Source organism: Bacillus sp. GW823-FHT06B01 (genome assembly GCF_058952315.1).
Window position 1 is genome coordinate 406,993 of sequence record NZ_JBXAHR010000004.1, and the last position, 21,048, is coordinate 428,040.

Annotated in this window: 15 protein-coding genes and 1 other annotated feature; of the genes, 11 read left to right on the forward strand and 4 right to left on the reverse strand. The window is 35.6% G+C overall.

The features are described from left to right. Window positions 1-6 precede the first annotated feature (6 nt). From AC1Q8N_RS20570 to tyrS, 6 genes are all read left to right on the forward strand, one after another. Entirely contained in the window at window positions 7-1,509 is a 1,503-nt protein-coding gene (locus AC1Q8N_RS20570) for a DUF4077 domain-containing protein (protein ID WP_098642715.1), read from the forward strand. Between the two features lie 211 nt (window positions 1,510-1,720). Next, window positions 1,721-2,116 (forward strand): SET domain-containing protein, encoded by a 396-nt coding sequence (locus tag AC1Q8N_RS20575; RefSeq protein WP_000573650.1) that lies wholly within the window; start codon window positions 1,721-1,723, stop codon window positions 2,114-2,116. A gap of 108 nt (window positions 2,117-2,224) precedes the next feature. Then, window positions 2,225-2,785, forward strand: a complete 561-nt coding sequence (locus AC1Q8N_RS20580) for a sigma-70 family RNA polymerase sigma factor (RefSeq protein ID WP_098642716.1) — start codon at window positions 2,225-2,227, stop codon at window positions 2,783-2,785. Continuing rightward, complete coding sequence (locus AC1Q8N_RS20585) at window positions 2,755-4,152, forward strand: DUF4179 domain-containing protein (protein WP_098078522.1); 1,398 nt, start codon at window positions 2,755-2,757, stop codon at window positions 4,150-4,152. Before AC1Q8N_RS20580 ends, AC1Q8N_RS20585 begins: the two co-directional genes overlap by 31 nt. 380 nt (window positions 4,153-4,532) lie before the next feature. Then, complete coding sequence (gene murB / locus AC1Q8N_RS20590) at window positions 4,533-5,447, forward strand: UDP-N-acetylmuramate dehydrogenase (protein ID WP_048542427.1); 915 nt, start codon at window positions 4,533-4,535, stop codon at window positions 5,445-5,447. Between the two features lie 108 nt (window positions 5,448-5,555). Then, window positions 5,556-5,771, forward strand: a binding site (T-box leader). A gap of 50 nt (window positions 5,772-5,821) precedes the next feature. Further along, entirely contained in the window at window positions 5,822-7,084 is a 1,263-nt protein-coding gene (gene tyrS / locus AC1Q8N_RS20595) for a tyrosine--tRNA ligase (RefSeq protein WP_048542425.1), read from the forward strand. Between the two features lie 339 nt (window positions 7,085-7,423). On the opposite strand, the gene AC1Q8N_RS20600 is transcribed toward tyrS, so the two are convergent. From AC1Q8N_RS20600 to AC1Q8N_RS20610, 3 genes are all read right to left on the reverse strand, one after another. After that, on the reverse strand, window positions 7,424-8,602 hold the full coding sequence (locus tag AC1Q8N_RS20600) for an NAD(P)/FAD-dependent oxidoreductase (RefSeq protein WP_000043194.1): 1,179 nt from the start codon (window positions 8,600-8,602) through the stop codon (window positions 7,424-7,426). A gap of 44 nt (window positions 8,603-8,646) precedes the next feature. Continuing rightward, window positions 8,647-9,087 carry a DUF1641 domain-containing protein gene (locus AC1Q8N_RS20605; protein ID WP_001115312.1) on the reverse strand — a complete coding sequence of 147 codons (441 nt, stop codon included), beginning with the start codon at window positions 9,085-9,087 and terminating at the stop codon, window positions 8,647-8,649. Window positions 9,088-9,517: 430 nt separating this feature from the next. Next, window positions 9,518-9,865 (reverse strand): winged helix-turn-helix transcriptional regulator, encoded by a 348-nt coding sequence (locus AC1Q8N_RS20610; protein ID WP_000760478.1) that lies wholly within the window; start codon window positions 9,863-9,865, stop codon window positions 9,518-9,520. Between the two features lie 395 nt (window positions 9,866-10,260). Here AC1Q8N_RS20610 and AC1Q8N_RS20615 point away from each other — a divergent pair, with 395 nt between their 5' ends. The 4 genes from AC1Q8N_RS20615 (at window position 10,261) to AC1Q8N_RS20630 (ending at window position 18,316) form a co-directional block, all read left to right on the forward strand. Beyond that, a complete protein-coding gene (locus tag AC1Q8N_RS20615; RefSeq protein ID WP_180228544.1) occupies window positions 10,261-11,424 on the forward strand; it encodes an MFS transporter in 1,164 nt (387 codons plus the stop codon). A 15-nt stretch (window positions 11,425-11,439) separates the two neighbouring features. Further along, the gene (locus AC1Q8N_RS20620) at window positions 11,440-12,279 is read left to right on the forward strand and encodes an aldo/keto reductase (protein ID WP_493521358.1); all 840 of its coding nucleotides are present in this window, start codon (window positions 11,440-11,442) and stop codon (window positions 12,277-12,279) included. A gap of 124 nt (window positions 12,280-12,403) precedes the next feature. Beyond that, complete coding sequence (locus AC1Q8N_RS20625) at window positions 12,404-13,333, forward strand: thioester domain-containing protein (RefSeq protein WP_493521359.1); 930 nt, start codon at window positions 12,404-12,406, stop codon at window positions 13,331-13,333. Between the two features lie 570 nt (window positions 13,334-13,903). Next, complete coding sequence (locus AC1Q8N_RS20630) at window positions 13,904-18,316, forward strand: putative mucin/carbohydrate-binding domain-containing protein (protein ID WP_493521360.1); 4,413 nt, start codon at window positions 13,904-13,906, stop codon at window positions 18,314-18,316. 42 nt (window positions 18,317-18,358) lie between these two features. On the opposite strand, the gene AC1Q8N_RS20635 is transcribed toward AC1Q8N_RS20630, so the two are convergent. Further along, on the reverse strand, window positions 18,359-18,997 hold the full coding sequence (locus AC1Q8N_RS20635) for an NAD(P)-dependent oxidoreductase (protein WP_048542416.1): 639 nt from the start codon (window positions 18,995-18,997) through the stop codon (window positions 18,359-18,361). 299 nt (window positions 18,998-19,296) lie between these two features. Here AC1Q8N_RS20635 and AC1Q8N_RS20640 point away from each other — a divergent pair, with 299 nt between their 5' ends. Next, a complete protein-coding gene (locus tag AC1Q8N_RS20640; RefSeq protein ID WP_060488095.1) occupies window positions 19,297-20,727 on the forward strand; it encodes an alanine/glycine:cation symporter family protein in 1,431 nt (476 codons plus the stop codon). Window positions 20,728-21,048: the final 321 nt, after the last annotated feature.

The window sequence follows — 21,048 nt, forward strand, 5'->3', positions numbered from 1 at the left end:
TCATATATGGAGTGGTTAAAGAGAACTTGTTTTTCTAACCTGGAGAAAGAATCACAGAAAAATCATTTATTGCTGTTCATTACGATTTGTAGTTTCTTTCTTGGAATAATCGCGATTGGGTATTACGGATATATTTTTACAGAGAGAGCAATAGCGTTTTGGGTTTGTGGTATTTCAGTTGTTGTATTTGGAACGCTGTTTACTTTTATAGAAAGCATGGAAGCGATGTATAAATATATCATGACATTTATGTTGCTTATTATGTCTTTCATTATGGTACAAGCTTTTAATGAAAGTCCGGCTGTATTTCAAATGGTCTACTTTACATTAGCAGTTTCACTTATTTATTTAAGTGAACGTCTCGTTATCATTCTCGGCGGAGTGGCGGTTGTTAGCACATTTATTCTTTGTAGTTATTGGCCGAAGCAATTTTTTGCTTATACAGCGGCATCTGAAGCTGCAAACTTCGCGAGCTTGTTAGCAATCGTAACGATCGCTATGTGGGGCGTAACGAAGATTGGCTCTAATCTGCTAGCTCGTTTAAGTGATGAGAAGCAAGAAGTAATGAGGAAAGCTCAGGAGCTAGAAGAAACGCAAAGACTGATTGAGGAAACGGTTGTGAATCTAGATAGTAATTTCAATCACTTAAGACAAAATATGAATACATCGATGGAGTCGATGAGTGAAATTAATTTTGCTTTTGAAGAGGTGGCAGTTGGCACTCAATCACAATCAGAGATGATGTCACGTTCAGTAGAAGTATTGAACGATATGGAAGGGAATATTGAACAAATCATTTCGCAAGTAAGAAATGCATCGACTCGTGTTGATGAAAGTTTAGAGATTTCAAAGGGTAGTGTACATACTTTACGAAATTTTGAAGCGAATATGAGAAGTTTAAATGATGTTGTTTCACAATCAGGAATTATATTTAGAGATTTAATGATGCAGTCGAAGCAAATCAACGAAATTGTAGATGTAATAACGAATATCTCAAGTCAGACGAGTTTGCTAGCTTTAAATGCAAATATTGAAGCGGCAAGAGCGGGCGAGCATGGAAAAGGATTTGCTATTGTAGCGAATGAAGTATTAAAGCTTGCCGAAGAATCGAATCGCTCTGCGGGGAGAATTCAAGGTATTTTGAAGGAGTTTAGTAATCAGGCAAGTAAAGTGGAAGTACAGGTAGAAAAATCAGAAAAAGTACAAGAAGAATGTAATGAAATGCTAGCAAGTGTTTTAACAAATGTAACGGATTTAGGAAAGTTTATTGATGCAATTAATGATGTAATGAGAGAGATTGTTGGTCATCAAGAAAACTTGCAGGTTAAAACGACAAATATCGTAAAGGATGTTACATATGCTTCTAATGTAATTCAGCAAACTTCTGCGGCTACGGAAGAAGTGTTAGCAAGTGTGGAAGAAGAAAAACATCGAAATGATATATCGGTGAAGACGTTGCATACTGTTAGCGAGCAAGTGAAGTTGCTAGAAAATATTTTAGAAAAGTAATATCTCTTAAAAAGGGCACACTATGTGTGCTCTTTTTTCATTTAAATGAATACTTGATAGTAATTTAATTGCTTTTCTGCGCGTTTTCTGCCAAGCTTAAGGAGATAAACTGAGACTTTAATTAGTGGGGCTATACGCTACTGATTATTAGTTGAACCCCGCAAATAGCGGAATAAAATACTTCAAAGAAAGAATTATATAGGTGACGCATATGATCGAAGTTAAGACTTCTGAACTTAGTGATGGAGAATTTAATAGAGGGGTATTTGCAACTCGTGATATTAAAAAGGGTGAGTTGATTCACTCAGCACCAGTTATCTCTTATCCGAATGAACAGCATGAACACATTGAGAAAACGTTACTTGCTGACTACGCATTTGAGTATGGGGTAAATCATACAGCATTCCTTTTAGGATACGGCATGTTATTTAATCATGCATATAATCCGAATGCAACGTATGATATTGTCTTTGAGAATCACACGTTTAACTTCTTTGCTTACAAAGATATAAAAGCGGGAGAAGAGATTCTAATCAATTATAATGGTGAAGTTGATGACGATGAACTATTATGGTTTGATAAGGAAAAAGAAGAGAACGAAAAGTAAATTAAAGAGCACATTCTATGGAATGTGCTCTTTTTATATGGAATAAAATATACTTTTTTGAAACCAAAAGGTACCACGGAGTATCTAATAAGTGAAAGGAGGGATAAGATGGACGAAATAAAATTAGTTAAAAAGGCAAGAAAAGGTGACGATAAGGCATTTGAAAAGCTTATTGGTCTCTATCAAGATAGATTGTATCGTACGGCTTATATGTATGTGCAAAATAAAGAAGATGCACTAGATGTCGTACAAGAAGCAGTATATAAAGCGTATTTATCAATTGGACAATTAAAGGAACCGAGCTACTTTTTAACGTGGTTAACGCGTATTCTTATACATAATGCTTATCGGTTACTAGATGAGAAGAAAAAAGTGAAGAAGATAGAGGATGAAAGAGCTACAGGTACGTATAGTGAAGTGGTAAATAAGTTACACCAAGTTGAACAGCATATTGATTTGCAGGGAGCAATTCAAAGGTTGGATGAGAACTATCAAACGGTCATCATTTTATATTATTATTATGATTTTTCTATTAGTAAAATTGCGTGGCAAATGAATAAACCAGAGGGAACGGTAAAGACATACTTATACCGAGCGAGAAAAGCGTTAAAGGAACTATTAGGAGGGAGTGAAGAGAATTGGATAAACAGTGGTTTAATGACGAAGTAAATAAGATTGATGTCCCAAAAGAGGATGTAAGTATTGCTATAAAAAATGGAATTGCTAGGGCACAAAAAGAAAAAACAACGAAAAAAATACAAAAAAGAAGAACAATTACTTTGATAACAGCGGCTTCCATATGTATTGGTATACTCGGATCAGGATTTGTTGTACCGCAAATGAACAGTGTATTAGCGGATGTACCGATAATAGGGAAAATGTACTCGTATTTTTATACCGATACAATCGGTCAAAGGTTATCAGCAAGTGCATTAGTGACTGAGTTAAATGAGGAAGCAGTAAGCAATGGAATTAGCGTAGCAATGAAAAGTGTTTATTACGATGCTGGTAAAATTGGGGTAATGTTTAAGGTGAATAATCCAGATGCCGGAGCCAAAAGGGGCGTATTTCATAAACACTTTACTTATGACTTTAAACTTGCTGATGGTAGTAGGGAATGGCAAATAGCAGCATCTAGAGGTGGAAGAGTAACTGATGAAGGTTGGCTTGGTACGATTCAAATTAACTATCCTGATAAGGAGCTCCCGCCGAAAACAACTTTGCCAATTACTATTACTTCCATCGGTGAAACAAGAGGCCTATGGAAGTTCGATATCCCGGTGGAACAATTACAAAATAAAGTGATTCATCCCGGGAAATCCATAAGTAGTGAGGATAAAGAACATACATTTAACTTTGAAAAAATAACAGTTGGGAAAGAATCAGTTGCGATTGATTATAAAGTACTTTATCCACTTGCAGGAGAAAATGATTTAGCGAGAATTGAAAAGGTGGTAGATGACAAAGGAAAGGAATTAGATTTTCAAGCTTCAGGTATTGAATTTGGTAGAGAGAAAGTTGGAAATCAAGTTGAATCTGATGAACGATCAATTTTCGGGGGAATTCCTGGTGATGCAGAATTCTTTACAATATACCCTGTTGTTCGGGTGGCAGAAAAGTCATCTATTCAAATGCTAAATAGAGAGACACCTTTTGATATAAAGAGTACTCGTAGTAATGTAATATTAACGGTTGATCAGTTAGAACAAAAAAATAAGAAATTAATTATGAAATACACACTTCATAATGTAAATACGAAGAAAATAAGTTTAGAAGAATTAAGGAATTTCGGTGAGAACATGCATCTTATACATTCTTCTTATGCCAATAAAGAAGATGTACCAAAAGGTTATATGATTAAAGGGAGTACAGTGAAAGTATTAGATCCTAAAAAATTACAATTTCAAGGAACGTTTGAATTAGGTGGGGAGTATGGTGTGGATAATTTTAGTTTAGATAATTATGCATTAAAAATACAACTATCAATGTTTATTGCGAATAAAGAATTATCCCCAGTCCAAATTAACTTAAAATAAGCAATAAAAAAGATGTTTCTTACGTAGATAAGAAACATCTTTTTTATCAATGAAAAGAAAGTAAAGATTACAAAAAAATACCACTTTATTTTCGTATGGTATAGTAAGATACTGAAGGATAGTGTTTTGAAAAAGTAATATATTTTACAAATTGTTGTCTTTCTGATGACATGTCAAGTTTAGTAGCCCATTTTGGTTGCTTTATTATGCAATATATATTTTAATATGAGTGGCACCTCTTATAAATTAAGAGGTTTATAGGTGTCTCGAATTGATTTTGGGTACACTGTATCCACCACTTTAGGTTCGTTCATGTATGTGGGGATATTATGGGCCCGTATAACGGGATAAAAAGAATATAGAAATAGAGGAATCGTAAAATGAATATGCAAGAGGTTTATAAATATTTAAGTACGGTATTGCCTGAAGGTCATGTGAAACAAGATGAAATGTTAAAGAATCATACGCATATTAAAGTTGGTGGAAAAGCAGATGTGTTCGTTGCGCCGACAAATTATGATGAAATTCAAGAAGTTATCAAATATGCTAACGAATATAATATTCCAGTTACGTTTTTAGGAAATGGATCGAATGTCATTATTAAAGATGGTGGAATTCGTGGGATTACAGTAAGTTTAATTCACATTACAGATGTGACTGTAACAGGAACGACGATTGTGGCACAGTGTGGTGCAGCAATTATTGATGTATCACGTATTGCATTAGATCATAATTTAACGGGTCTTGAGTTTGCTTGTGGCATTCCAGGTTCAGTTGGCGGAGCTTTATATATGAATGCTGGCGCATACGGCGGTGAAGTATCGTTTGTATTAACAGAAGCTGTCGTAATGACAGGTGATGGAGAGTTACGTACTTTAACGAAAGAAGCATTTGAATTTGGATATCGTAAGAGTGTATTTGCAAACAACCATTACATTATTCTTGAAGCGAGATTTGAGCTTCAAGAAGGTGTGCGTGAAGAAATTAAAGAAAAAATGGATGATTTAACGTTTAAACGTGAATCAAAACAACCTCTAGAATATCCTTCATGTGGTAGTGTATTTAAGCGTCCACCAAATAACTTTGCTGGTAAATTGATTCAAGAATCAGGACTACAAGGTAAGCGAATTGGCGGAGTGGAAGTTTCTTTAAAACACGCTGGATTTATGGTGAATGTTGATAACGGAACAGCACAAGATTACATCGATTTAATTCACTTTGTACAAAAGACTGTTGAAGAGAAATTTGGCGTGAAGTTAGAGCGAGAAGTAAGGATTATTGGAGAAGATCTATAATAATCTTTGAATTAAAAGCGTATAAAAGTATGAATTATTTTAAAATAACATTTGGGTATTGTTGACAATTTGTTTTCAATTCAATATAATGGCTAATAATTTAACAAATAACATACGTTGAAAGAGCCCAGTAGCAGTTTGTCACTGTTAACGAGAGAGCTAGGGGTTGCTGGAACCTAGCACAAACAAACTTGCGAATTACACTCTGGAGTATCTTAGGTAATGCTAAGCGGATTGGCAATCGATATTATTGCTAAGAGTGGTATGAGTAGCTATGCTATTTATACAAACTGGGTGGTAACACGGTGAATAATCGTCCCTATGTCATAGACATAGGGACTTTTTGTTTTAAAAAATAAAGGGGATGACAAAAGATGAATATTATTGATGAATTAGAATGGCGCGGCGCTGTGAATCAACAGACTGATGAAGAAGGTTTACGTAAGCTAGTAGAAGAGAAAAAGATTTCACTATACTGCGGAGTTGATCCGACTGGTGATAGTATGCATATTGGACATTTAATTCCGTTTATGATGATGAAGAGATTCCAGTTAGCTGGCCATCATCCAGTTATTTTAATTGGTGGGGCAACAGGAACGATTGGTGATCCGAGCGGACGTCAATCAGAACGTCAACTTCAAACGTTAGAAGTAGTTCAGCATAACGTGGATGCGTTAACAGAGCAAATGAAAAAGCTATTTGATTTTGGCGGAAATAGCGAAGTGAAGATGGTAAATAACTACGACTGGACACATGAAATAAACATTATTGAGTTTTTACGTGATTACGGAAAGAACTTTAGCATTAATAGCATGTTAGCGAAGGATATTGTAGCAAGTCGTTTAGATACAGGAATTTCTTTCACAGAATTTACGTACCAAATTTTGCAAGCGATGGACTTCCATCATTTATACACGAAAGAAGAAGTTCAACTGCAAATTGGTGGTAGTGACCAATGGGGAAATATTACGAGTGGTTTAGATTTAATTCGTAAGTTAGAAGGGCACGAAGCGAAAGTATTTGGATTAACGATTCCGTTATTACTGAAATCAGATGGTACGAAGTTCGGTAAATCAGCAGGTGGTGCAGTTTGGCTTGATCCTGAAAAAACAACACCATTTGAATTTTACCAGTTTTGGGTGAATACAGATGACCGTGATGTAGTTAAATACTTGAAATACTTTACGTTCTTAACGAAAGAGCGCATTGATGAATTGGCAACGAAGGTAGAAACAGAGCCTCATAGACGTGAAGCGCAAAAAGTATTAGCGGAAGAAATGACGAAATTCGTTCATGGAGAAGAGGCCTTCCTGCAAGCTGTGAAAATTACAGCAGCGTTATTTAGCGGGGATATTAAATCGTTAACAGCCGATGAAATTGAACAGGGCTTTAAAGAGATGCCAACATTCCAGTCTTCAAAGGAGACGAAAAATATCGTAGAATGGCTAGTCGATTTAGGAATTGAGCCATCTAGACGACAAGCACGTGAGGATATTAATAATGGAGCTATTTCGATGAATGGCGAAAAAGTAACGGATGTGGGTACAGATGTTACTGTAGAAAATTCATTTGATGGACGATTTATTATTATTCGTAAAGGGAAGAAGAACTACAGCTTAGTGAAGTTAGGAGAATAATTTGTGTGAAAGGATGGGAGTAGGAAGAATACTTCCATCTTTTCATATACACAATTTAGACATAAAATAATCAGTAAATTTAGATAATTAAAAGGGTTATAATATTCTTCTGCCGAATAAATAAGTTAGAGAAAATTACGGATAAAGTGAAACTTTAATCAGTGGGAATTTTGTTCATCCCCACTGATTATTAGTTGAACCAATCGGGCTTTTACGGGCAGTTAATCTTCCAACTTCATCCCTGCATTCACTGAATTTAAGGTGGAAGTTTTACTGCCCGTTAATGCGGGACAAAAATAGCCCGAACCATGCAGGGCATGATTCGGGCTTATATTCAGATTAGTAAGCTAAGCTGAATAGACCTTTAATGTGTGATAAGTAACGAACGTTACTTGCTTCTTTCATTAATGATGCTGGTAAGCCTTTAAGTGGAGTATTGCTTGCTCCAATTGTAGCAACAGCATCTTTGCGTCCTAGACTAGCAAGTGTTCCAGAGTTTACAGGTGCGAACTCTTCGAATGCTTTGCCTTCTAGTGCTGCGTATAAGTTGTATCCAATTAACTCACCCATTTGCCAAGCGATTTGTGCAGTTGGTGGGTATGGACGTCCGTCTGGAGCGAAGACAACAGCGCTGTCTCCAGCAACGAATACGTCTTTGTGAGAAGTAGATTGTAGGTATGCATCAACTGTTGCACGGCCACGGTTTACTTCAAGACCTGATTCACCGATTAATGGGTTACCTTGTACGCCGCCTGTCCAAACGAATGTGTTAGCAACAAGTTTTTGACCGTCTTTTAAGTCGATTTCATTGCCAGCAACGTTTGTTACAGGAAGACCTGTTAAGAATGTAACACCGCGTGCTTCTAGGCTAGTAGTTGCACGTTCGATTAAGTGGTCTGGTAATACTGGAAGGATTTTTGGACCTGCTTCAACAAGAAGAAGTTTAACTTCTTTTGGATTTACGCCGTGGCTTTTTGCAAGTTTAGGCATAATGTCAGCAAGCTCACCAACTAGCTCAACGCCAGTTAATCCGCCACCACCGATTACGATTGTAGCATCAGCTTCGTTTTTCGTTTTCGCGTATTCACGAATACGGTCTTCAACGTGTTTGTAGATTTTGTTTGCATCAGCAGCAGATTTTAATACCATGCTGTTTTCTTCTAGTCCTGGAATACCGAAGTAAGCAGTTTTACTTCCTAAAGCAACTACAAGTGCGTCGTAAGATAAAGTAGTGCCACCAGCTAGTTTAATTTCTTTGCTATCAACTGAGAATGACTCAACTGTTGCGATTTTAAGATCGATGTCTTTACCTTTGAAAAGCTTTGTAAGTGGCATTGCAATTGCTTGCTCAGCAACGTTACCAGCTGCAAGGCGGTGTAGTTCAGTGATGATTTGGTGTGTTGGGTATTGGTTAATCACTGTAACTTGCGCTTCTGATTTGCTGTAATATTTACGTACGTTTAAAGCGGCAAGAAGACCGCCATAACCAGCGCCTAAGATGACAATTTGTTTTGACATAGTATGATATCCCCCGTCTTTACTAATTGTTGTTATAAGTTAACTTATTTATTGTTACGTTCTGCACTAATTTGAAGATATGCGTTCACAAAGCGGAACATTTTTTGCGCTTGTGGGTCTTTTAATAATTTTAATAGACCGAACAGGCCGATAACTTCATTGCTTTCGTCAGCACGATCTTTCGCTTCGATTGCAGTAGCAGCCATGCCTTTCACTGTATCTTTTACAGGTTCTACAAGCTCTGTGATTGCACTAACAGTGTCGCTTTTTAATACTTCATCAGTAGCAACAGTTTGAGCGAAATCATAAGACTTAGTTAAAATGTTAACAAGCTCAGTTAATTTTGGAAGCTGTTCTACTAGTGTAGTTAATGATTCTTGTACCTCAGGTTTTAACAACTGATCAAGTACATCAAGTTGTCCTTGGCTAGCAGAAATTTGTACAGTTTCTTGTTCTGGCTTTGTTTGAGTCATAGTTTCTGGCATCTCCAATTCTCCTTTACGATAGCAATACTCTTATTTTTGATAGGTAAGATAGTAAACGTTTGCGAAACTTTATACAAAGTTTCACAAAGCACAATAAAATGCCTTTAAATTTATGCCAGCAAGTAAGCTGAAATCATAAATCCAAAACCATAATGTCCTACCTATTATTTATGAACTGTCCGATACATGGCTTGTCCGCATAATGGAAAGTTCCTTTATCGGAAAGTGTATATAATATATATCCTATATTATATACTATATACACCTATGTTAACATAAAAATGATTCCTAATTATTTGATATTAAGCGTATAACGTAGTACTGACAAGGCGTGAAAGCGCATAAATTATTTTGATAAGATAGGAAATGTACGTATATATAAATAAGAAAAGGAAAAAATGGACAAATTTATGTTCATTTTTTCCTTTTCTTATTGTTCACCTTCTGTAATTAGCATCGATGTGTTACCGCTTTTTTCAAGGTGGCATTCGCCCCAAGTACAAAGAGAATCAAGAATGGATTCTAAAGACCAACCGTAGTCTGTAAGAGAATATTCTACTTTCGGTGGTACTTGATTGTATACCTTTCTTTGAATAACTCCGTCTTCTTCTAATTCGCGTAATTGCTGTGTTAACATCTTTTGTGTAATACCAGGCATGAGACGTTTTAATTCACTCGTTCTCTTTGTACCTTTCGTTAAGTGGCAAAGAATAACGACTTTCCATTTTCCGCCGATAACCTCTAAAGTCGCTTCAACGGGAATATTATATTTCTTCATATAAAAAATCTCCTTTGATGAATATAGATTTCAGTTCTCCAACAAAAGAAGCTAAATAATTTAAATGTTACTAAAAAGTACCTATAGCACTTTAAAGTACGTACTTTTTATCATGTTGAATATGTTCCATAATAGCATACGTAAGAGGGAAATGAGTAGTACGGTACTAAAAAGTGCCTATGTTACTTTTTGGTACCTATCGTACTTCAAAGTGCGTTCTTCAAAAAAAGAGTGAAGCCATTCATAATAGCATATATCAGCAGTAAAGTTATGTTTGTAGAAGATAAAAAGGCCTTTTTATCACACTATTATGATTGGATTTCTCGCATTAAGGAGGAGTTCAAGTGAATTCATATACAGTATCTTCTTCAGCGGTACAGACGAATAGAAGAAGTATGTTTGCTTTATTAGCACTAGCAATTAGTGCGTTTGGAATTGGTACAACCGAATTTATTAGTGTCGGTTTATTACCATCTATTTCAGAGGATTTACATGTTTCTGTTACAACAGCGGGTTTAACCGTTTCTTTATATGCATTAGGAGTAGCGTTTGGTGCCCCAGTATTAACGTCGTTAACAGCTAGTATGTCGCGAAAGACGTTATTAATGTGGATTATGATTATTTTCATTATTGGTAATGGAATTGCGGCAGTGGCAACAAGTTTTACTGTGTTACTTATCGCGAGGGTTGTATCTGCGTTTGCGCATGGTGTTTTTATGTCGATAGGATCCACAATTGCGGCTGCGCTTGTACCAGAGAATAAACGTGCAAGTGCAATTGCATTTATGTTTACTGGTTTAACTGTTGCGACCATTACAGGCGTACCAATTGGAACATTTATCGGTCAACAATTTGGCTGGAGAGCATCGTTTATGGTAATTGTGGCAATTGGAATCGTTGCCTTAATCGCTAACAGTATGCTAATTCCGTCTAACTTGAAAAAAGGTACATCCGTATCATTTCGTGATCAATTCAAACTGATTACGAATGGAAGACTATTACTTGTATTTACTATTACTGCATTAGGGTACGGGGGAACATTCGTAACATTTACGTATTTATCTCCGCTATTACAAGAAGTAACAGGATTTAAATCAAGTACCGTTACAATTATTTTGTTAGTGTACGGAATTGCAATTGCAATTGGGAATATGGTTGGCGGGAAATTATCAAATCATAATCCGATTCGAGCATTATTTTACATGTTCTTTATTCAAGCAATTGTATTATTTGTTTTAACATTTACAGCGCCATTTAAAGTCGCTGGACTCATCACAATTATTTTTATGGGACTATTTGCGTTTATGAATGTTCCAGGGCTACAAGTGTATGTCGTTATCTTGGCTGAGAGATTTGTTCCAAGTGCTGTTGATGTGGCATCAGCGATTAACATTGCAGCATTTAACGCAGGAATTGCTCTTGGTGCTTACTTGGGCGGTATTGTAACGAACTCGTTAGGGTTAATTCATACGGCCTGGGTAGGCGGCATCATGGTAGCGGGGGCTGTTATTTTAACAATGTGGAGTATGACATTAGAAAAAAGAGATCAAGTGAAATAAGGGAGAGAAAATATAATGAAAAATTTACAAAGTACAACAACATTGCATAACGGTGTAGAAATGCCTTGGTTCGGTTTAGGTGTATTTAAAGTAGAAGATGGACCAGAACTTGTAGAAGCTGTGAAATCGGCGATTAAAGCAGGATACCGCAGTATCGATACAGCTGCGATTTATGGAAATGAGAAAGCTGTAGGAGAAGGAATTCGTGCTGGTATAAAAGAAGCAGGGATTACTCGAGAAGATTTATTTATTACTTCAAAAGTGTGGAATGCAGATCAAGGGTATGAAACGACACTTGCTGCATATGAAGAGAGCTTAAAAAAATTAGAACTAGACTATTTAGATTTATACCTTGTTCACTGGCCTGTAGAAGGAAAATATAAAGATACATGGAGAGCGTTAGAAACACTTTATAAAGAAGAGCGCGTACGTGCAATTGGTGTAAGTAACTTCCAAGTTCATCACTTACAAGATGTAATGAAAGATGCGGAAATCAAGCCAATGATTAACCAAGTGGAATATCACCCTCGCTTAACACAAAAAGAATTACAAGCTTTCTGTAAAGAGCAGGGTATTCAAATGGAAGCATGGTCACCACTTATGCAAGGTCAATTGTTAGATAACGAAACATTGCAAGAAGTTGCTGATAAGTATGATAAAACGACAGCTCAAATCATTTTACGTTGGGATCTTCAAAATGAAGTTGTAACAATTCCGAAATCAACGAAAGAACACCGCATTATTGCAAATGCTCATATATTTAATTTTGAATTAACGAAAGAAGATATGGAGAAAATTGATGCGTTAAATGAAAATCATCGCGTTGGTCCAGATCCTGATAACTTTGATTTCTAAACTTATAGTGGAGAGAAGGGGTGCAAACAGTTTGCACTCTTTTTTGTTTTGCTTATGCATAAAAAAAGTTTCTAACTAAATAATAAACAGAAGAAAATTTGTTATTTCATAAGGGGTTGTAAACATGAATATAAAAAGATCGTTCAAGCTAATGGCCGCTTTTTTGAGTGTTTTATTTGTATTTGCGAACTTATTATTTCCACTTCAAAAAGCATTCGCGGAAGTTATGGATCATACAAAGTATGAAATGGATTGGAGTTATAGTAGGTCAAAGAAGAAACCAATTCGAACAGAGCTTATTAAAACAGCAGATGGAAAAATTGCCTTTTGCTTAAATGTAGATTTGAAATCTCCAAGCGGTCAAGATTTACCGGAAATGGGAAAAGTGGATATTAATGTATACCGTGTACTGTTAAATGGGTATCCGCAAAAGAGCCCACAAGAATTAGGTGTTTCTGATTGGAGAGATGCCCATTACGCAACGCAGCTTGCAGTATGGAATGCGTTAAAGCAAATTGATATTAACGATTTAGAGTTCCGTAATAAAAATGTAGAAAAAGTAACGAAAGATATCGTTGCAAAGGCAAGCGCTAGTGAAGAATTACAAGAAATTACGATGAGTGTCGTGCCGTCAGAAGAGCAACAAGCAGTGTTGAAAAATGATTTCTTTGAAACAGGTTTATATACAGTAGAAACAAATGCGAAAAGCGGAACGTATAAAGTGCAAGCAACAGGTGCACCAGAAGGCGCGAAATTTGTAAATGAAAAGGGCGAAGCAAAAACGGAATTCAATGTAGGAGAAAAGTTCCGCATCTTAATTCCGAAACAAACACCAGCTGGTGGGTTTAGCTTTAAAGTATTAGGGAATTTAACGAAATTACAAGGAATTGCGCATAAAGGCACACCAACAATTCAAAATGCGGTTGTATTACTTGAGCGTAGTGAGGAAAAAACAAGTCCGGAGTTAGCGGTAAGTTGGAAAACAACAAATGGTCATGATAATAATAAACCACATACTCCAAATGAACCGCATAAACCGAATCAAAAGAGATAAAGAAAAAGCATTGGCGTTTGCCAGTGCTTTTTTATATGAATGATAAAATTATATTAGAAAAATTAAATGTGGGATGAAATTACTGTTTATACAGTTTGAACTCTATTTAGAAATAATATAAATATATTAAAATTCAAACGTTACAATTAATAGATTATATTCACGGAATTGTAACATTATTCCGATTGAAACGGCTATCAAACAGTGTAGAAAGCGTGTAAAATTCAGTTGGAAAAACTACCTATAGATGGTCATATATGAAGAAAATGTAAGTTCCTATTGTTATTTGTATTTATACATGTATAGATGACAAGACTAAAAATCTTTTACTATTCTCTTTTTATGTAGACAGAGAACTCATCACAAGTAGATGGAAGTGATGAGGATACAGTACATAAAAATTTTTACAATGTAATAAAGCGAATACATTGAAAGGAATGCGGTAGTAAATGATGTAGGTGTGCGAGGTGTTAGTCTATTCGTTAAATGTTTTTATAAAGATAATAGGATTATTTATTAAATGAATATATAGGATAGTTTCTCTAAATAAAGGAACAGGGGATACAGATTATGTCGAAGAAAAAGACGAGTAGGGTATTAGTAGCTGGAATATGTATATCTACATTATTATCGCCAGTAGCTTTCGAAGCATCGAAAGGATATGCAGCGCCTTTAGAAGAGGTTAAAGGTGGGAATTTGGAAGAGAACAAATTTGAGCAAAGGACGTTCCAGGTACCTGGAAAAGGGGATATAGACAAGGAAACAGAACGATTAAAAGTAACTTTTGATCTTTCTGTTAATGAACCGACTGGAATTTATGCAGCGGCAAATGAAAAAATTACAGTTGAAATAAAAGGAACACAGTCTATTCAAGCTTTCATAGGAACGAGATCTTATGATGAAGAGGCACCTGAAAAATTCGATTTAAAACCTGGAAAAAACGTTATTTCATCGCCAAGAGGTGGTATTTTATATTTTTACAATATGAATAACGAAGGTGAGGTAACTGCTTCAGTTACGAAGGGTGGTAGCCATTTTCCTTTATTTATTTTAGGTAAGCATACGAAAAAAGATTGGGATGAAATGTTAAAGAAATATAAAGATCCTTATGCGGTTGAATTAAAAGGTGAGCGAAGTTTAGTTACTGCTAGTCCGAGCTCTATACAAAAGTTTATGAAAAACACAAGCCCGATAGAGTTAATGAAATTGCATGATAAGATTATTCGAATAGAAAATGCAGTAGCTGGTTTATCAGAGGATGGAATTGGACTCGCGAAATCTCCAATTCATTATGTTCAGTTTGTTGAAAAACGGAAGCCTGCTGAAGATGATTTTATGTTTGCAACAAATTATCATACAGGATATATTCCAAGCGCAATGAATAGAGTTTTAGATATAGAAGTGCTTGAAAAGGATGGCTGGGGACCATGGCATGAAGTTGGACATCTACATCAGCAAAGTCCTTGGGATTGGGATGCTATTGGAGAAGTAACAGTCAATATTTATTCTTTAATGGTGCAAAAAGCATTAGGAAATGAATTAGAAATGGATGGGCACTATAAAAAGTCATTTGAGTACTTAGAGAAACCTATAGAAGAAAGAATAATTGATGAATTTGATCCTCTTACAATGTTTTGGCAATTAAATGTTGTTTACGGAGAACATTTTTATCCGAGACTGCATCAAGCTTATCGTATGTTACCTAAGGAGGAATTGCCTACTTCTGATGAAGAGAAAAAGCAAATGTTTGTTTATATGACATCAAAAGTGGCAGGACAAAATTTAGTTCCTTTCTTTAAAGAATGGGGATTAACTCCAAGTGATGAGACTAGAGAAAAAATAGAAAAATTAAATTTACCTAAATTAGAAAAAGAAATATGGAAAGCTACAGATAGTAATGATATTCGCGAGAAGCAAGTTGAACCGTATAAAGTTCCGTATGGTGAACCTGCTAATGAGGTACAAAACCTTGTAGTTGGTACCAATTTTGATGAAGAGCAAGCGGGTAAACTTGTTCAAAATTTAGGTGAGAATGTAAAAGTAACAGGTAAGATTATATGGTCTAAATTAGAGAGTGGAAAACAGGAAGTGTTAGTAGAAATTGAGGATGAAAAAGGGAATGAAAATTTAATTACTGTTCCAGTCAATGCTGTTTATGGTGACAGTATGATTTTTCAAGGGATTTCAAATGATGTAATGTCGACAGTGGAGCTTCGTCACAATGAAAAAAAATTACATGTCGCTTTTATTAGTAATGAAATACATTACCTTTTTGATAAAGAAAAATATATAGGTTTAACAGTATATGATCAAAATGGGATTGAAAAGAAAAGTGTATCAGCAGAAGGGCAAGAAAGTGGAAAACGATTTGCGATGGAACTAAATGGATTGAATTTTGAATATGGTGATGTAGTAAAAGTATTCCATGCAGAACCAAGTCGTTTAAAATGGTACCGAAATAACGAACTTGTAGATCAAGGGAAAGCTAAAAATAAAAAAGAAAAATTCTTTAAAATTACTCCGCAAGGGTTCGAATTAAAAGATAGTTTACAAGAAGTGACGGCGAAACCGCAAAAAGTAGTAGTTGGAATGGATGTAGACAAACTAGATCCGAAAGAATTCGTACAAGTAAAAGACGGTGAAGTAGTAGGTTTTGTAGAAAAACCAAATACAACAAAAATCGGTGAACAAAAAGTAAAAGTAGAAACGAAAGATCGTTTTGGGAATAAGCAAGTGACAGAGGTACCTGTAGAAGTGGTTTATGGAGATAGTATTGTATACGCAGGATATGGCGATGATATTGCTTCAATTGTAACTTTAAAGCACGAAGAGAAGAAATTCCATGTGACTGATATGGATAGCGAGATTCATGAGTATTTTAATAAAGAGTTATACATGGGTATCACGTTATACGATCGAGATGGAAAAGAGAAAAAACATGTAACAGCAGAGGGACAAGAAACATCAGAGAACTTTGCGAAGCAAGTGAATGGTATGCAATTCGAGTATGGAGATGTAGTAAAAGTATTCCACGCAGAACCGGATCGTTTGAAATGGTATCAAAATAATACCTTTACTGGTCAAGGTGAGAAAAAAGGGGCAAAAGAACTATTCTTCAAAGTGACAGAAAAAGGTTTTGAGAGAATGGATATGTTGCAAGAAGTAACAGCGAAACCGCAAAAAGTAGTAGTTGGAACAGATGTTGAAAAGTTAGACGTGAAAAACTTTGTTGAAGTAAAAGATGGGGAAGTAGTTGGATTTGTAGAAAAGCCAAATACAACAAAAATCGGTGAACAAAAAGTAAAAGTAGAAACGAAAGACCGTTTCGGAAATAAGCAAGTGACAGAGGTTACATTAGAAGTAATTTACGGTGATAGCATTATGTTCTTTGGTACATGGCATGGTGGAACGAATATTAAATCGATTGTGACATTAAACCATGAAGAAAAGAAATTTAGTACAACAAATTCAGAAGGTTCAATGCATACTTCATTTGCAGATGAGAAGTATATGGAGATGACTGTATACGATAAAGCTGGAAAAGAGAAGAAAGTAGTATCTGTAAAAGCATCTGAAAATACGAAAGCATTTGCAGAACAATTCAATGGAATGACTTTTGAGTATGGTGATGTAGTAAAAGTATATCAAAAAGAGTTTGATAGATTTAAAGTGTATAAAAAGAATGAATTCGTGGATACAGAGTATGGCGTTCATGAAGTATTCTTTAAAGTTACGGAGCAAGGTTTCGAAAGAATGGCGACTCAACAAGAAATAACAGCGAAACCGCAACAAGTAGTAGTAGGAACAGACGTTGAAAAGTTAGACGCGAAAAACTTTGTTGAAGTAAAAGGTGGAGAAGTAGTAGGTTTTATAGGGAAACCAGATACAACAAAACTAGGTGAACAAAAAGTAAAAGTAGAAACGAAAGATATGTTTGGAAATAAGCAAGTGACAGAAGTTCCTTTAACAGTAACATATGGAGATAGCCTACTTGTATATGGATTAAGTTATGGTGCCGACGATATGAAATCAATTGTAACTTTGCATCATGATACGAAAAAACTGAGTGCGACACATACAAAGAACTTAATTCATGATTACTTTAAAGATGAAAAGTATTTTGAATTCACACTGTACGATAAAGAAGGAACAGTGAAGAAAAATATAGTGGTAAAAGGTTTAGAGAATACGCAAGAATTTGCTAAGGAAGTAAATGGACTTGCATTTGAGTATGGAGATGTAGTGAAAGTATATCATGCGGAATCTTCTCGTTTACATTGGTATCAAAAAGATGTATATGTGGGCGAAGGAAAAAGTAAAGAGATAAAGGAATTAGTCTTCAAAATCACTGAAAATGGATTTGAAAGATTAGACGGTGAGCAAACAGTAAAAGCAAATCCGCAGCAAGTAGTAATCGGAACAAATAGTGAAACGCTAGATGCGAAGAAATTTGTTGAAGTACAGGGTGGAGAAGTAGTAGGTTTTGTAGGGAAACCAGATACGACAAAAATTGGTCAGCAAACAGTGAAAGTAGAAACGAAAGATCGATTTGGAAATAAGAAAGTGACGGAAGTTCCTGTAGAAGTGACATATGGGGATAGTCTAGTCTATCAAGGTGTGTCCGATGTTACACGTTCTATTATTACGTTAAATCATGATGAAAAGAAGTTACATGCAACATTTACGAATGATGTGATTCATTATCGTTTTGTGAACGAAGAGTATATAGGCTTTGCGATTTATGATCAAAATGGGAATAAGAAAAAGCATATATCAGCGGAAGGGCAAGAAACTTCAAAGAATTTTGCGGAACAGGTAAATGTTACTTCATTTGAGTATGGTGATGTAGTAAAAGTGTATCATGCAGAACCAAGTCGTCTGAAATGGTATAAAAAGAATGAGTTAGCAGAACAAGTGGCTTCAACAGAAGTTGAATTTAAAATCACTCAAAGTGGATTAAAGCTAGTAAAGAAAACATTGTAATAAAAAATGCGCGTAGATGTTGGGTCTACGCGCATTTTTGTATTATTCAGCTTCAGAAACAACTGTGAAGCGTTCGTTTACGTGTTTTGGATTTTCGATTTCATCAAGTGCTGCAACTGCGAAGTCTTCGTAACTTACGTAGCTATCACCTTTTGCGTTAACAAGGAGATTGTCTTGTCCAGCTGTATAAGAACCAGTACGTTTTCCTAATGCGAATAGTGCAGAAGGGCTGATGAATGTCCAAGTAATATCGTTTGTTTGTTGCAGAATTTCTAAGTTTTTACCTTGGTTTTGAGCTGTTGCAAGGTATTCATTTGGGAAACCTGGCGTATCAAATACACGCGTTGTTTTCTCTTCGTCTACAAATAAGCTTCCAGCGCCGCCAACTACAAGTAATTTTGTGTTAGGTGCACCTTTCATAGCTTCAATTAGTACGTTTCCTGCATCTACGTGAAGATGTTCTTCTCCTGCTGGAGCGCCGAATGCATTTACAACTACGTCAAATGCTTGTAGGTCATTAGATGTAAGAGCGAATACATCTTTCTCTAAAACTTTTATATTTTCTTCTGTAATTTTTGCAGCGTTTCTTACGATTGCAGTTACTTCATGTCCGCGATCTAATGCTTCTTTTAAAATACGACTTCCTGCTTTACCAGTTGCTCCGATGATTCCGATTTTCATAATAAATCCCTCCAAAGTGTTTTGTTAAAGTGTATATCTGAAAGTAAATGAATTTGTTGTAATAAGCTTTGTTACAACCTGATGTAATCATTATAGTTACAGGTTGGTGTTTTTGTCAATGGGGTAGTTTGTAGATTTACTTTTTGTTTAGTATGCACAGTTAGAGGGAGGAGAGTCATAAAGATATTGTTACTTCGTGTCTGGCTAATATTTGGAAATTGCAAATTGTCGAAAAATGTTGATTTTTAAATGTTTTTTAAATATAATTCGTTTTATGGAGAAAAGGAGGGGTTAATTGTATGAATATTTTAGAGCAATTTGTTTCATCAACGAATACAATTCTTTGGTCATATATTCTTATTGCAATGTTAATTGGTTTAGGTCTTTATTTTTCTATTAAATTGAAATTCGTACAAATTACTCATTTAGGGGAAATGGTTCGACTAATGAGTGATGGATTAACTGGAAAGACGCGTAAAAAAGGTAGTGTATCTTCTTTCCAAGCGTTCTGTATGAGTTCAGCAGCTCGTATTGGAATCGGGAACTTAGCGGGCGTAGCGTTAGCTATTTCTATGGGAGGACCTGGAGCAGTATTTTGGATGTGGGTTATTGCAATTGTCGGAGCGTCTTCAAGTTTCGTGGAAAGTACGCTTGCACAAATTTATAAAATAAAAGATGGCAGTGGCTTCCGTGGTGGTCCTGCTTATTATATGGAAAAAGGTTTAAATAAACGTTGGATGGGAATTTGGTTCTCTATCCTTATTACAATTAGTTACGGATTAATTTTCAACTCCGTACAAGCAAATACAGTTACATTAGCATTTAAAAACGCTTTTGGTATTGAGCGTTACGTTGTTGGGATTGTATTAGCAGTATTAGTTGCGGTTATTATTTTTGGTGGCGTGAAAAGTATCGCGCGTATGTCTGAAATGATCGTTCCGCCAATGGCACTTATTTATATTGCAGTAGCAATTTTCGTTGTTATTAAAAATTATTATTTAATACCGGATATGTTTACAGAAATTTTTAAAGGAGCATTTGGTTTAGATTCAGCTGTAGGTGGCGGTATCGGTGCTGCAATGAAGTATGGTATTCAGCGCGGATTATTTGCGAACGAGGCAGGTATGGGTAGTGCGCCGAACGCGGCAGCAACAGCTGATGTAACGCATCCGGCGAAACAAGGTTTTATTCAAACAATTGGAGTGTTAGTGGATACATTCTTAGTATGTACATCAACAGCATTTATCGTACTATGTTCTGGTGCATATAAGGCAACAAATTTAGAAGGTATTGAATTAACACAAAATGCATTAAGTTCACAAATTGGCCCATGGGCAAGTAGCTTCTTAGCGATTATTATTTTCCTATTCGCTTTCAGTTCACTTCTAGGAAACTACTATTATGGTGAAACGAACATTGAATTCATTAAACAAAGTAAAACTTGGTTAACGATTTACCGTATTGCGGTAGTGGGAATGGTATTATTCGGTTCGGTTGCCACACTTCAAGTTGTATGGAATATGGCGGATTTATTTATGGGACTAATGGTAATCACAAACTTAATCGCGATTACACTTCTTGGCCGATTTGCATATGCTGCTTTGGCAGACTATGTAAGGCAAAAGAAACAAGGGAAAGATCCAGTCTTCAGTGCAGATTCTATTCCTGGTTTAACGAATACAGAGTGTTGGGATAAGCCAACGGTAACGGATAAAGAAAAAGCAGTGTAATGAAAAGGTGAGCATCGAGATAAATTCGATGCTCGCCTTTTTTGTTGTAGTAAATGATGAAAAGGGTGAGAGGTAATTAGTAATATAATTTTTGTTTGTTCATTCCTCTCGTTATTTGTAGAGAACGCACTGTCTTAAAAGTATGACCGGTCGAATGGGATGAGTGATTGAGTATTGGATAAATGCACGTACTGGTTATATTTTTACGTAAAAAAACATATATGTTAAGAAGTTTAACGTGACCATGTCATGAAACCTAACATAAAATTCTTGATTACTAAAAGTTTTTAGAATATAATTTTCTTATTGTTAGGAAGAGGG